This window comes from Congregibacter sp. (assembly GCF_965660375.1).
Lineage (GTDB): Bacteria > Pseudomonadota > Gammaproteobacteria > Pseudomonadales > Halieaceae > Congregibacter.
The window spans coordinates 38829-52551 of the sequence record NZ_CBFHZO010000084.1 but is presented as its reverse complement, the minus strand read 5'-3'; the positions used below and the strand labels follow the sequence as shown (position 1 = coordinate 52551).

At 57.8% G+C, this 13723-nt stretch carries 9 protein-coding genes; 5 read left to right on the top strand and 4 right to left on the bottom strand.

The genetic code is table 11. The annotated features are described in order from the left end of the window. A partial coding sequence (locus ACTG3T_RS07595) for a hypothetical protein (protein WP_439101659.1) occupies positions 1 to 969 on the bottom strand: 969 nt, incomplete at its 3' end. Positions 970 to 1141: 172 nt separating this feature from the next. Here ACTG3T_RS07595 and ACTG3T_RS07590 point away from each other — a divergent pair. Beyond that, positions 1142 to 1663 (top strand): helix-turn-helix transcriptional regulator, encoded by a 522-nt coding sequence (locus ACTG3T_RS07590; RefSeq protein WP_439101658.1) that lies wholly within the window; start codon positions 1142 to 1144, stop codon positions 1661 to 1663. A 31-nt stretch (positions 1664 to 1694) separates the two neighbouring features. Here the strand turns inward: ACTG3T_RS07590 and ACTG3T_RS07585 are convergent, their stop codons facing one another. After that, positions 1695 to 2189 carry a 50S ribosomal protein L11 methyltransferase gene (locus ACTG3T_RS07585; protein ID WP_439101657.1) on the bottom strand — a complete coding sequence of 165 codons (495 nt, stop codon included), beginning with the start codon at positions 2187 to 2189 and terminating at the stop codon, positions 1695 to 1697. 134 nt (positions 2190 to 2323) lie between these two features. On the opposite strand from ACTG3T_RS07585, the gene ACTG3T_RS07580 reads away from it, so the two are divergent. The 3 genes from ACTG3T_RS07580 to prlC all read left to right on the top strand — a co-directional run bounded on the left by ACTG3T_RS07580 (position 2324) and on the right by prlC (position 8195). Beyond that, positions 2324 to 3604 carry an ABC transporter substrate-binding protein gene (locus ACTG3T_RS07580; RefSeq protein ID WP_439101656.1) on the top strand — a complete coding sequence of 427 codons (1281 nt, stop codon included), beginning with the start codon at positions 2324 to 2326 and terminating at the stop codon, positions 3602 to 3604. Beyond that, the gene (locus ACTG3T_RS07575) at positions 3597 to 5336 is read left to right on the top strand and encodes a diguanylate cyclase (RefSeq protein ID WP_439101655.1); all 1740 of its coding nucleotides are present in this window, start codon (positions 3597 to 3599) and stop codon (positions 5334 to 5336) included. Before ACTG3T_RS07580 ends, ACTG3T_RS07575 begins: the two co-directional genes overlap by 8 nt. Before the next feature lie 825 nt (positions 5337 to 6161). Further along, positions 6162 to 8195, top strand: coding sequence for an oligopeptidase A (gene prlC, locus ACTG3T_RS07570; protein ID WP_439101654.1), 2034 nt, complete (start codon positions 6162 to 6164; stop codon positions 8193 to 8195). Here prlC and ACTG3T_RS07565 read toward each other — a convergent pair. Continuing rightward, positions 8192 to 9187 carry an alpha/beta fold hydrolase gene (locus tag ACTG3T_RS07565; protein WP_439101661.1) on the bottom strand — a complete coding sequence of 332 codons (996 nt, stop codon included), beginning with the start codon at positions 9185 to 9187 and terminating at the stop codon, positions 8192 to 8194. The two genes, prlC and ACTG3T_RS07565, sit on opposite strands and share 4 nt — an antisense overlap. A gap of 10 nt (positions 9188 to 9197) precedes the next feature. Continuing rightward, a complete protein-coding gene (locus ACTG3T_RS07560) occupies positions 9198 to 11432 on the bottom strand; it encodes an acylase (RefSeq protein ID WP_439101653.1) in 2235 nt (744 codons plus the stop codon). 155 nt (positions 11433 to 11587) lie between these two features. Here ACTG3T_RS07560 and ACTG3T_RS07555 point away from each other — a divergent pair, with 155 nt between their 5' ends. After that, positions 11588 to 13462, top strand: coding sequence for a choice-of-anchor I family protein (locus tag ACTG3T_RS07555; protein ID WP_439101652.1), 1875 nt, complete (start codon positions 11588 to 11590; stop codon positions 13460 to 13462). Positions 13463 to 13723 lie beyond the last annotated feature (261 nt).

Below are 13723 nucleotides of genomic sequence, written 5' to 3'. Positions count from 1 at the left end.
GTCACGCTGCATCTGAAAAGTCCGCTGCAGGGCACGCTCACTACTGCGGGTGCTCGCACTGGCGGACTCGCCAAAGCTGAAGGGGATATCAATGGCTACCCCAATCTGCTGCTCGGTAAAACTGGGGATGGTCAGCTCCCGACCCACCAGCGCCACGTTCCAGGGTGTCGCATTTGCAGAGGTCGCACGGAGGGCCGCCAGCTGTTGATCCCGATTCAGGCTCAGGGACTCAAGAAGGGGGTGGTTGTCGTAAAGCAGTGCCCGGGGAAGCGCAGCCGAATCACCGGACACATCGGGCATGGTCGAGCCCGCCGTGAGCGACGCAAACTGACGGCTGGCGCCCGCGATATCTGCTCTCAGCGCGGCCAGCCTGCCCTCGGCGTTCAGGCGCTGCTGCTGAATGGCAATCACATCAAATTGTTCGGCGCTTCTTGCCGACAACTGTTTCTGCAACCGGGATTCCATGTCGGCCAGTAACTTTGCGGCCGTTTCTGCGGCCGGTAAAACTGCCTGCGCTTTTTGCACCCGGGCATAGAGGTCCCGCAACGTTCCCGACAGATACCAGGCCCGGTAGCGGTTCATAGCGGCGTCCAGCCGCGGATCAACGCTCTCAAGCTGGTTATCGCTATCGCGCTGGAGGGGCGATTTGACGGGAAAGTTGAGACTCACCTCCGTCTCGTCCGTTCCAAGGCTTCGATCAGACTCAAGGTGAGTTAAGGAAAGGGTGGGAAGCCCTCCCAACCAGCGACGGGCGCCCTCCATGGACGACACCGTCTCCAGGGCGCTATCAAATTCGGCACCGGGGTTGCTCAAGGCAAGGTCCAGCGCCGCTCTGAGGCTCTCGGGACGACCCGGGGTCGCGCCCTCGCCATCTCCAGGGGCATCTCCAAGGCCATCCCCAAGGGCAGAAAAAGGCGCCAAAAACGGAAAAACCAGTAGCAGTAGAAAGGCTGCTGCGCGTCGCCCCATTGATTTTTGCCTCCGGTCTTGTGTTGTGTGTCGAGTGCTTAACATGACGTAATTATCGGCGCGAGGGCGCCCCCGAACAACTGACAGGTGCCCTACACCCCTGCATAATACGTGGTACATATGTCCCATTCGCCCCCAGAAAGCACCCCAACCTCTTGATTTTCGGAATCTTATGAAAGACCTTTTAATCGCGGCCTTGCTGGCGGCCATCGTAGCCCTGAAGCTGGTAGACGTTATCGCCGATATGGGTTTGCAGTTACCGCTCGCACATCTGGTGCAGGAGTGGACCCTGCTCATGCTCTCTGCCATCGGCTGCGTATACCTTATCTTTGAAATCCGCCGACGGACGCAGGCCACACAGCAGCTCAACCACAGCCTGACGCTGAGCGATGCAAAGCTCGCGAACCTGAGTACGCAGCTCCGGGATGCGCGCCACGCCTACTCCCAAACCATCAGAAGTCAGTTTCTGGACTGGGGACTTACGCCGAGCGAACAGCAGGTCGCTCTGCTGCTCCTCAAGGGCCTTAGCCTGCAGGAGATAGCGGCGGTGCGCGAAACCCGGGAAAAGACCGTGCGCCAGCAGGCATCCAGGGTCTATGGCAAGGCCGGCATCGAGGGACGGCATGCGCTTTCTGCCTGGTTTTTAGAGGACTTTGTAACCGATAGCGAGCCGGTTGCTTCAGCAACACCCTGATCCGCAGCGATCACTGATTTCCCCCGGCGTTTTATAGGGCCGCCGCGTAAATCGACACCCGATTAAATTCTCCCGCCTCATCCATATCGGGGATGGTGCAGCTCTCTTGTTCACAGAGTTTCTGGTAGGGAGGAACAGAAAAATCGCGAACGCGGGAGTCTGCGACAAGTACGCTTCCCGCGCGCTCCACAAAGCGCTGCAGCCAGGGAAAATTACCTTTTTCGTAGAGCACATCGGCGACCAGGATCACATCGATCTCCCCGTTAACCGCCGCAAAGTTGTCACTCAGGGTCAGGTCCACACTATTGAGGGTGGCGTTATAGCGCGTAGCCCGAAGCGCCAGCGGGTCGATATCACAGGCGATGACCTCCCTTGCGCCGGCCATGGCCGCAGCGATCGCCACCACGCCGGACCCGCAGCCAAAATCCAGCGCCTGCTGAAGGGATACAAAGTGTGTCGTCGAGCGATGGTTTGGCAAATCTGTACATGAAACCGCGTAGGCCCAGGGAAAATTGGGGTAGGCCATTGTATGCCACCTTTAACGGGCCACCTTCAAGAAGCCACTTTCACATTCCTGCTGGCGCCAGGGGGCGCATTCAGAAATGCATAGGGCTACAATAAACCCAGATTCTCACCCTTAGACGGTGTAGAGGTGCCATTGTGACAACAATAAAAACCTACAAATCGGGACGCAGAAAGGTACTCAAACAAGCCTGCGCCCTATTGGCCACAAGTTGCACGGGCTTCCCTGCGATCATCTCTGCCCGCGATGCGAAACCCACGGTGCGGGTGCTGGGTACCCATGTCACTCTGCAGGAACCTCTTCGACAGCGTGCCGAGAAAGAACTGGGCATTAACCTGGTGTACAGCCCCGGCGGGAGCGCTCAAGTGCTGTTCAGGGCATCCATGGATCCCTCAGTGTTTGATGTCTACGAGCAGTGGTCGAACAGCATGCGGGTGTTATGGCAGTCTCGCGCGATACAGTCCATTGATCCGGACAGAATCGATTATTGGGGTGAGATCAACCCACTGAGTAAAACCGGCCGTTTGTCCCCGGGGGATTCCATCGGGGCGGGTGATGCTCCCCACCGGTTGCTGTACGTGCAGCCGGACGGATCCCTTGGAAGCCAACCAACCGGCGAAGTGAGTTATCTACCCTATGTGCACAACGCTGACTCCCTCGGCTACAACCCCCAGCGCGTGCCCGAGGGACAGCCCTACGAGACCGAGAGCTGGGGATGGTTACTGGATCCCAAACACGCCGGGAGAGTAGCCATCGTCAACGCACCCAGCATTGGTCTCTTCGACCTGGCACTCGCTGCCCGGGCTCGTGGACTCATGGACTTTGGCGATATCGGCAACATGACTCGGGGCGAAGTCAATCAGCTCTTTGACATTCTCATGCGCTTCAAAGCTGAGGGGCATTTTCGTGGATTCTGGAACTCCGTACCCCACTCAGCCAAACTGATGAGCCGCGGGGAAGTCGATGTACAGAGTATGTTTTCCCCCGGGGTATCCATGGTTCGCGCAACCGGCACACCCTGTCTGTATGCTGCACCAAAAGAAGGATATCGCGCCTGGCAGGGAGTAATGTGTCTTTCCCGGGAAACCCGTGGGGAGCAGGAAGAGGCCGCGTATCAGTACATGAACTGGTGGTTATCCGGATGGCCTGGCGCCTTTATCAGTAAACAGGGCTACTACATCAGCAACCCTGAACGATCCCGGCCGCTCATGTCCCCCACCGAGTGGGACTACTGGTACCAAGGCAGGGCAGCAGCTGCAGAATTGCGGGGGCCTGATGGGAGTGTCACGGTTCAACCCGGTGAAGAGCGACGGGGGGGCAGTTATGCCCAGCGGTTTTCTAATATTGCGGTCTGGAATACCGTGATGCCAACCTTTGACCTCACGGTCCAACGGTGGAATGAGTTTGTCATTGCCTGAAAACACCCAAAAGCTACCGGCATTGCTTGGCCGCCTAACGCTTCGTCAACGTCTCGCGGTAGCTTTTATCACTGGCATTTTCGCCGCGGGCACCCTGGCTCTGACCAGCTACCTGGCCGTAAATTTTAGCGCCAAACAGGCCGAGCAGCTGGAGTATGCGGGTTCGCAGCTTGATTTCGTCAACGGGCTGTCTATCGCCGCCAACGATTTACAGCTGGCGGCCACGCGCTATGTCCTTTACGGGCATGAATCTGCAAAGGAACGCGTAACCTCGGTTATCCACACATGGAACACACGCATTGACACTTGCGAAGAGAGCGGGTGCCTTGCCCCCGATCAGATTAGTGATCTTCGTGTTCACCTTCAGGCGTTTGACGACACCTTTTTACTGGTTGCCACCGCCTACAAAGAAATCTCCGAATCGTTGAGCCGCGAACTGGGGCGAGTGGAAAATCTTGCACCGACCCATGAGACTCTAGCGAGTATCGAATCCTATGAGGAATCCCTCGCGGCTCTTCACGGCAATAGCTTCAACGATCACCTGGTCACAATAGAGGCAGAACTACTTGCCTACTTTGTTACCTCAGATGCCCAAAGAGTTCGTGATGCGGAGGCTCATCTTGCCGAGCTCAAAGCACACGCTGCCCTTGCTGATGCTGCCAGGCGAAGGGCCCCCAACATGCCATATCCCTTTAGCGAAGCTGGTCTGGACATCGAAGAATTAGAGGACAGGCTCTATAGCAAGATCCAGAAGATCCGCAGCTACGCCTATCTTGTCAACGTGATAATGCCTTCGGAAGCGAGTGAACTTGCGTATCTCTCCTCTGAAATCGCCGTTGCCACGAACCTTGAGATTAGCGCCCTGCGTTCGGACATGCAGCAAAACAGAATGCGTTTCTATCGCTGGCAGTCTGGCATTATTGTCAGCGTACTGTTGTTGAGTATTCCGGTGTTCTTCTGGGTATTGAGCTCCGTTACATCACCGTTAAAGCATCTCGCTGAGATTTTTCGCAAGTTATCTGAGGGGGCCGAGGAGGATGTCGTTGGCACCATAAACACCAAAGATGAAATTGGTGATCTGTTTATCGCCGCCGAAGCGTTTCGAAGGGAAAACATTCGGGGACGGGAACTACTCACCGACTACAGGGAGCTCAGCCGGGGTCTGGAGGCTCAGGTCGCCGAACGAACACACGAACTGAACGAGAAAAACAAAGAGCTTGATCGCCTGGCCTCCATGGACAAGCTCACGGAAACCTACAACCGAAGGGCGTTGGACGAGAGCCTGGCCGCGGAGCTTCATCGGGCAAAACGCTATAACCGGCCTATGGCACTCCTGTTGATGGACATCGACCTTTTCAAGGAAGTCAACGACCAGTATGGTCACCTTACCGGTGATCAGGTACTGGTCGCCATGGCTCAACAGATCAAAAACAACCTGCGGGCCTCAGACTTGCTGGGTCGCTGGGGGGGCGAAGAGTTTCTCGTTATCTGCCCTGAAGCGGGCGTTGAGCAAGCGCGAAGCGTGGGTGAGAAAGTGCGCTCAGCTATCGAGGCCACGGACTTTGGACTACCCCGACAGATAACTGTCAGTATCGGCATTTCGATTATTGCGGAGGACAGCACGTCGGAGTCTCTGGTCGCTGACGCAGACCGAGCCCTGTACAGCGCCAAAAATCAGGGCAGAAACCGAGTCTGCCTGGGGCCCATGACGCTCACGCCTAAAACCGCATAAACAACAGCCACTGTCGCGCTCAAAAAGGCCTCCCACGGTAATGCCAAAGATGAACAAATGTTCATTGTCGACAAAGTCCACGTCAATTTGTGGCGACAGTTCGTAATTACCAACATGGAAGCCGTACTCGAGTCCAACTCTCACTAAAAATTCGCCACCCGCCTCCTCAGAATCCTCAATGCCGGGCCCGGCGTAGAGCTTCCAGGGACCGCGATGGTAAGCGAGGGGCAGCACGGCAACGTTGGTATCGAAGTCGCCGCCCACGTGCTCGACGATAGCGCCCACACCAAACGTCTCACTTAGGCGATATTCGTACTCAAGTCCGAGTGTGAAACCCTGGTTTCTACGGGTTTCCGTGGTATCCCCCAAAAACACGCCGAGGGTGTGATGGGGAAACCCAAGCGCGCCATGAGCCCCCGGATGCTCGCGATCGCCGCCATGGTTTGCGGCCAGGTCCGCGTCAGGGTGCGGGCCAGCCTGCAGCGGGACCTCCGCCAGGGTGGATACACTCAGCATGAGCAGGGCCGCAAGCCACCATGCGCCCAACAAGCGGAATTTATTATCTTCTCTGAACCTAAAAAATAGTGTCATCGCTGCTTTTGCCGTCGTCAGAAGCCTGTGCAAGCTGTCCCAGATGCACCGGTGGCCTTTCCTGAAAAAAACACTGTCGCGCCGCGTGCGTCGTCGTTGCGCTGCTCGGGCTGTAGGTCACCAAAAGCCATGACAGTTTTCCCGTGTGTTGCCGCACCGAAGTCTCAAGCAAATAGCCACCTCTCGTCGCTTCATGGCAGAATTGCGCGCCCAGATCACAGCATGGAACCCACTATGTCCAATCCGCTTCTCGCCGACGGCCCGCTGCCGCCATTTCAATCCATCCTGGCCGAGCACGTGGAACCTGCTATCGACGAGCTTCTGGCGCTCAACCGGGAGCAGATCGCCAAACGCCTGGCCTCCGACGACACCCCCACCTGGGAAAACTTCGTGGAGCCGCTGGAGCTGCTGGATAACCGCTTGTCCCGAGCCTGGTCACCGGTGTCTCACCTCAATGGCGTGCTCAACAGCGAAGCGCTGAGGGAAGCTCACAGCGCCTGCCTGGCAAAGCTGTCGGAGTTCAGCACCGAGATGGGGCAGAACGAAGCGCTGTATAAGGCCTACAAATCCGTAGCGGAGAATGGGGACGCACTCAACGCCGATCAACAGAAGTTCCTCAGCAACGTTCTCCGGGACTTCAAGCTGTCGGGTGTGGATCTGCCCGAAGACAAGAAGCAGCGTTACAAAGAAATACAGCAATCACTGTCGGCGCTGTCGAGCGACTTCTCCAACCAGGTGCTGGACGCGGGCAACGCCTGGAGCAAAGAGCTTAAAAACAGCGAAGAACTGGCGGGATTGCCCCAGACCGCGATTGATCTGGCAAAGCAAACAGCGGCCGACCGTGGACTAGACGGCTATCTCCTCACCCTGGATTTCCCCTCCTACCTGCCGGTCATCACCTACGCCGAGGACGCCGCGCTCCGCGAAGAGATGTATCGCGCCTTTGCCACCCGTGCCAGCGATGAAGGTCCCCAGGCGGGAGAATTCGATAACTCCGGGAACATGCGTGAGATTCTGGCGCTCCGCCACGAGGCGGCGCAGCTTTTGGGTTTTAACAACTACGCAGAGCGCTCCATTGCCACCAAGATGGCGCGGAGCACCGATGAGGTCATGAGCTTTCTCAATGATCTGGCGCAGCGCTCCAAAGCTCAGGCCGAGACAGAATTTGCAGAGCTCAAGACCTACGCTGCAAAGGAGCACGATCATCCGGATCTTCAACCCTGGGACGTAGGCTACTTCAGCGAAAAGCTCCGCCAGCACCGGCACAACATCAGCGAAGAAGAGGTCAAACCCTACTTCCCCGTGAGTCGCGTGATTTCCGGTATGTTCGAGGTAGTCGGCAAGCTCTTCAGCGTGAGCTTTCACAGAATCGACGATGTAGAGACCTACCATCCCGATGTCAGCTTCTATGAAATCCGTGACCCCGATGGCAGCGTGCGCGCGCAGTTTTACTTTGATCTCTATGCCCGCCAGCACAAGCGCGGCGGTGCCTGGATGGCGGATTGCCAGTCGCGGATGCAAACGGCGTCCTTCGAGCAGATCCCCGTGGCCTACATGACCTGCAACTTCACGCCTCCGGTCGGTGACGCTGATGTTCTGCTTAACCACCGCGAAGTAGAAACGCTGTTTCACGAGTTCGGTCACGGCCTCCATCACATGCTCACCCGCGTGGACTACCCGGGCATTGCGGGCATCAGTGGCGTGGCCTGGGACGCGGTGGAACTGCCCTCACAGTTTATGGAGAACTATTGTTGGGAGCGGGAAGCCCTCGACCTTTTCGCCGCTCACCATGAAACCGGCGAACGCATTCCCGACGATCTTTATGAGCGCATGATCGCCGCCAAAAACTTTCAGTCGGGCATGATGATGGTGCGCCAGCTGGAATTCTCGCTCTTCGATTTCCGCATGCACCTGGAATACGACCCCGCAGCGGGCGATGCGATCTACAAGATCCTCAATGAGGTGAGGGAGCAGGTAGCTGTGGTGCCAACGCCCCCCTGGAACCGCTTCCCCCACGCCTTTTCTCATGTCTTCGGAGGAGGCTACGCAGCAGGCTACTACAGCTACAAGTGGGCCGAGGTGCTGTCCGCGGATGCTTTCTCACGCTTTGAAGACGAAGGCGTGTTTAACGAAGCCACTGGAAAACGCTTTCTGGAGAGCATCCTCGAGCGTGGCGGCTCCGATGACGCCATGAATCTGTTTGTGGATTTCCGGGGGCGCGAACCCGAGGTGGATGCCCTCCTCCGGCACACGGGCATCGCCGCCTAAGGCGGAGGTGGCGCTTCTTCGTTTTTGATTTGGCTTGGGCTTGAACCCAGGCGGTTGTCCAAATTGGACGAAAGGTCCAGGGACTGAAGAAAAGCGCGCACTGGCTTTATAGACCGATCAGGACCCTCTTCCTGGGGCACGTGCCCCAGCCCCGGCAGAGCCACGAGGCGACTGTCGGGGAGGTACGCCTGATAGTCCGCCGCATTCTCGATGGGAATCGCTCCATCTTCCTCGCCCCACAGCAATAGCACCGGCACTTTGATGCGCGGTAGCAGCGGTTTGGGGTCCCTGAGTACCGTCTGCGCCATGCGTTGAATAAGCGCATCCCGGGAACCCGGGGCCAACATCAGATCGTAATAGCGCGACACCACTGCATCCGTAAGGATCTTCGGGTTGCCATAGGCGGGTCGCAGACTCATCTCCAGTAAAAACCGCGGTAGTGTATAGCGCATGAGTTCAGTCATGGCTGACACTTCCGGGACTTTGCCGTATTCAAAGCCCGCGCTGGCAAAACCATCGGGCGAGATGAGTACCAGCCCTGACACACGACCGGGGTAGGCCGCCGCAAAGCGCCAGGCGAGCCGTCCGCCGATGGAATTACCGATGACTACCGCCTTTGCAACACCGAGGTCATCCATAATCGCCTGCATCAAGGCCAGCGTTCGCTCATCCGAGTAATCACCGGAAGGATCCGGGTGGGACAGTCCAGCCCCCGGCAAGTCCATTCGAATCACGCGGTACTGTTCATCCAGTGCCCGGGCCCACCCTTCCCATGTATGGAGGCTGGAGCCAAAACCATGGAGGAGCAGCAGCGCGGGTGCGTTGGCGGGTCCCGACACCCGCAGATGAAGACGTACACCATCAACCAAACGAAGGTCGTCGGCGTCCTGCAGGTATTTAGCCTCGAGTCCCGGGCGACTTTTGTCGGGGGTCCATAAGGCAGCGACCGCTAGCAGCAGAATGCAAAGTACGGCGAGGATCCTGAGATACATCGACACGGTTTTAGTCTGCGCTCACCGACCGCTGCCCCGGGTGATAGCTACTTACCGCCCGCGCGTCCACATCCTCGCGATAAAACGCCACATCTTTGAACTTCCGGTCAATGTAGGGCTGCGCCTGATCGTAAAAGTGCGGGGAATCAGGATCGCCGCTCTGGCCGCCCGCAAGCATACTCTTGGCGCGCACCTTGTCGCCAAACTCCACTACCGCCACAAAGCTGTTGCCGGACACACCGTACAAACGTTTTGTATCGCGGCGTACCGCCCGATAAGACGCCAGAGCGCCCCAATCCCCGGACGCCAGACCCACAGGCAGGCTTGGCTTATCATCGTCAAAGGCCAAATTGATATCGCCCGAGAGTCGCTGGAAGCGGTTGATCTCACCCCAGGGGGTATCCCAGTGGCCAAAGTCATTCTCGAGGCGCTTAACGGCTGCCGCAAAGACGCGCAGCCGCTCATCGAGAGGAGACGCTGAGCCGAAATACTCAATCAGAGCCATACGGCGAAGACCCTCGGGATTTGCTCCGTCCTCGCGAAACTGCATGCCGTAAAACTGGGCCAGTGACATGGCCACGGAATCCGCGCTGGTGCGCATATCCCAGTCCCGCAAAGCCGCGATGGGCGCCGCCAACTCGGGGTAGCTGTCGCCCTGCGCATCATAGGCTTCCATAAGTCCGGGAATCAGCGCCTCAAACCCCGGCAGATAACTGTCGTAAGCCAGATCAAGAAGACCGTCCAGGGTAAGGTTGGAGACGCCCTTGAGTACCTGCTGCGCATGAATACCGCGGAAGTTCTCGGCATCGGGTGCCATGTACACCGGATAGTCTTCGCGCCTGGGACTGAATTGTCCGGCTGCGGTAAAGGGCGTGGAGTTACAGTTCTGAAGCCAGCCATTCTCAGGATTGGTCACCGTGACAATCTCATCCACCGTGTGCAGCCCCTGCCAGTCGGTCGCAGGATTGCTGCCATCAACGGGTTGGGAGAAATCAAACTCCGTGTCGCGTTTGGGGATAAAGTTGCCGTGGTAATAAGCAATGTTGCCGGACGAATCGGCGTACACCGTGTTGTTGGAGGAGTTCGTGCGCAGATCCATCATCTCATTGAAACCTTCGAGACCGGTTTTCTTGCTACGCACATAGGACTGCTCCAGCGCCGTCACCGGATCCCAGTTAATACGGGTGGCAACCCACCTGTCGTCGAGCATATGGGTAATAGGCCCGTGATGAGTGCGGTAGCGGGGGAAGGTCCGCTCCGCCATGCCCTCAGCCGTTTTGTAACGCAGGGTCACTTCTGACACATCCACGGGGCGCAGCTCATCGCCGTAGCGATACATCAGCGCACCATCTGCACCCTCGACGATCTCTTCAACGAACTCATCCATAAAATCCACACCGGTGGAGGTATGCATCCAGCCGGTGTCCTCGTTAAATCCCTGGTATACAAAAAACTGCCCCCAGGTGACAGCGCCGTAGGCATTGAGTCCCTCCTCGCTCACCACGTGAACTTCGCCGCGAAAATACAGCGAGGTGTGGGGGTTGATCAGTAGCATGGCGTCACCGGAGCGCGTGTGCTCGCCGGCAATGGCAAAGCCGTTGGAGCCCAGATGCTGCTCATAGCCGAGCTTTGGCTCCCGGGCCTGCTCCAGCTGGGCCAGGGCGATGGAGCGTCCCTCACCATAAAAAGCACGAATGCCGTTCAGGGGGATCTGCTCGATATCGCCGCCAATGGAGCCCTCAAAAAAGAACATGGGCATCCAGGGTTCAAAGCGGTTGAGCACCTTCGGTGTCACCTCGGGATGCGTGGCCAGGTAGTAATTCAATCCATCGGCAAATGCGTCACAGAGCTCCTGAAGCCACGCCGGCGCCCGGGCGTAGGCGGCCTTCGCCTCGTCTGTCGACATGTAAAGCCGGGCACGAAGATCGCTGAAAATAGCAGACTCACCTTCGGCTTCCGCCAGACGTCCAATCGCCCAGTAGTAGTTGCGCTCCACCCGGGGAAAGTCATCTTCTGCCTGGGCATATAAAAGACCAAACACCGCATCAGCGTCCGTCTTGGCGTAGATATGCGGCACGCCATAATCATCCCGAATAATAGTCACGGCCTCGGCGCGCGCCGCCAGACGCGCAAGCTCAGGATCTACCGTGGCTTCGGTTTTATTCTCACAGGCGCTGAGCAATGCAACCGCACATAACGCCACACACCATCGAAACGCACCGGGAACACTCATAGAACTACTCACTGCTTAATGGCCTTTAAAAACGCCACGTTATCACCGAAGCGTCACAAAAACGTCATCGTTTTGCCGCATTTTCTTCATCATTCTGTCATCCCGCTGCCACAGGCTCTGCTCCTTTAGTTTTGCCCATGTCGGGCCGCATTGAAGGGAGTCAACGCATGTCTTACAAACGTTTACTGATCAGTCTTGCTCTTATCGGGCCTCTCACCCTGGCGGGTTGCGAGGGTGATGATGGTGCCGCCGGCGCCCAGGGTCCTGCGGGACCCGCAGGACCTGCCGGCCCCGAAGGGCCTGCCGGCGCACCGGGCTCGGATGGTGCCAGTAGCTCTGCAAGCACCATCGCCCTGAGCTTTCTCGGTCGCTATGAAACCGGTGAGTTCGATGAATCTGCCGCAGAAATTGTCGACTACGATCCGGCCACGGAGCAGGCCTTTGTGGTAAACGCCAACTCCGGGCAGATCGACGTACTCGATATCAGCTCTCCCTCCACGCCTACGCTGGCAACATCCCTGGATGTCGCAGCAGATGTGGCCGGTGCCTTAGCAGATCTGGCCGATGCGTCTGCGCTCGGCGCGGCAAACAGTGTTTCGGTGTCAGGCAGCACCTTGGCTGTGGCCATTGAGGCAGACAGCAAGCAGGACAACGGCTACATCGCCTTTTACCAGACCGATGGTACCTTCCTGTCGGCGGTGGAGGTGGGCGCCTTGCCGGACATGGTGACCTTTACCCCCGATGGCAACAGTGTGCTGGTGGCCAATGAAGGCGAGCCCAACGGCGATTACAGCGTGGATCCCGAGGGAAGTGTAAGCCTTATCGATGTATCCGGCGGCGTATCCGGTGTGATGCAGTCCAATGTCACCTCTCTGGACTTCACCGCCTTTAACAGTGGCGGCACCAAGACTCTGGGTAGTGACGTCCGCATCTCCGCCAAGGCAGAGAGCGTCGCGCAGGATCTTGAGCCCGAGTATGTCACTGTCTCCTCCGATAGCAGCACCGCCTGGGTTGCTCTTCAGGAAAACAACGCAGTGGCAGTGGTCGACATCGCCGGCGCCGAGATCTCCGCCGTTCTGGGCCTCGGCTATAAGGATCACGGCCTCATTGGTAACGAACTGGATGCGAGCAACCGCGACGGCGGCGCCAACCTCCAAAGCTGGCCGCTCCGGGGCCTGTTTATGCCCGACACCATCGCCAGCTATGACTATGCCGGCACCACTTACCTGGTCACCGCGAACGAGGGCGATGCGCGGGAATACCTGACCGATGCCAGTGACGAGGCAGACTGCACCGCCCAGGGCGGCTTTGATTTTGACGGAGGTGATTGCTTTCACTACCTGGACGAGATTCGCGCAGGCGATTTTCTGGACGTTGGTGCCACCGTTGATCTTCCCAATCTCAGCCGCTTTGCCCCCGACCTGGAAACCCTGCTGGAAAACGAAAACCTCGGTCGCATCAAGATCGTCGTTGATCAGGGTGTAAGCGGTTGCAGTGATCTGGCGACCACCGGACAACCCGATGGGGCCTGTACCTACGAGGCGCTCTACAGCTACGGCGCTCGCTCCTTCTCCATCTGGAACGGCAGCACGGGTGCCCTGGTGTTTGACAGCGGCAGCGACTTTGAACTGATCACGGCGCAGCGCCTCGGTGAAGGCTTTAACGCCACGAACGATGATAATGAAGGCGATAACCGTTCTGACGATAAAGGTCCCGAGCCAGAGGCCGTCTCCATCGCCGCCATCGACGGCAACACCTATGCATTTATCGGGCTGGAGCGCGTCGGCGGCATTATGGTCTACGACATCAGTAATCCCCAGTCTGCGGAGTTCGTGCAGTACATCAGCACCCGGGACTTCTCGGTAGCTATCGGTGACCTGGTGGATGCGGGCGATTTTTCAGCTGCCGGCGACCTGGGACCGGAGTCCATCAAGTTTGTCGCCGCAGAAGACAGCCCCAGTGGCGAGCCCATCCTGATTGTCGGTAACGAAGTGAGCGGTACCACTGCGATCTTTGGCGTGACCGTCGTAGAGAATAATTAAGTAGAGAGCAATTAACGGCAGAGGGTAACTCACACCCTCTCGGGCCCAAGCGCTCCGAACCAGCCCCGCCTACTCCGGTACGCGGGGCTTTTTTTCGTCTGCCACCAGACAGGAGAACTCTGATTGGGGCAAGTCGCCGATGCAGCCGGTGAGGATTGCGCCAACGGTTGCAGAAGCCATTGCAAGGACGAGGGCTCGATTCATAGCAGCAAAAACCCCAATCATTGAAGATTGCATAAGCCCCCCGGATAAATCAGCATA

What these genes read in the sequence shown, in the direction of transcription:
- prlC (WP_439101654.1), top strand. Translation starts at nt 6,162, where the DNA reads ATGTCCAATCCGCTTCTCGCCGACGGCCCGCTGCCGCCATTTCAATCC.
- ACTG3T_RS07590 (WP_439101658.1), top strand. Translation starts at nt 1,142, where the DNA reads ATGAAAGACCTTTTAATCGCGGCCTTGCTGGCGGCCATCGTAGCCCTG.
- ACTG3T_RS07555 (WP_439101652.1), top strand. Translation starts at nt 11,588, where the DNA reads ATGTCTTACAAACGTTTACTGATCAGTCTTGCTCTTATCGGGCCTCTC.
- ACTG3T_RS07585 (WP_439101657.1), bottom strand. Translation starts at nt 2,189, where the DNA reads ATGGCCTACCCCAATTTTCCCTGGGCCTACGCGGTTTCATGTACAGAT.
- ACTG3T_RS07565 (WP_439101661.1), bottom strand. Translation starts at nt 9,187, where the DNA reads ATGTATCTCAGGATCCTCGCCGTACTTTGCATTCTGCTGCTAGCGGTC.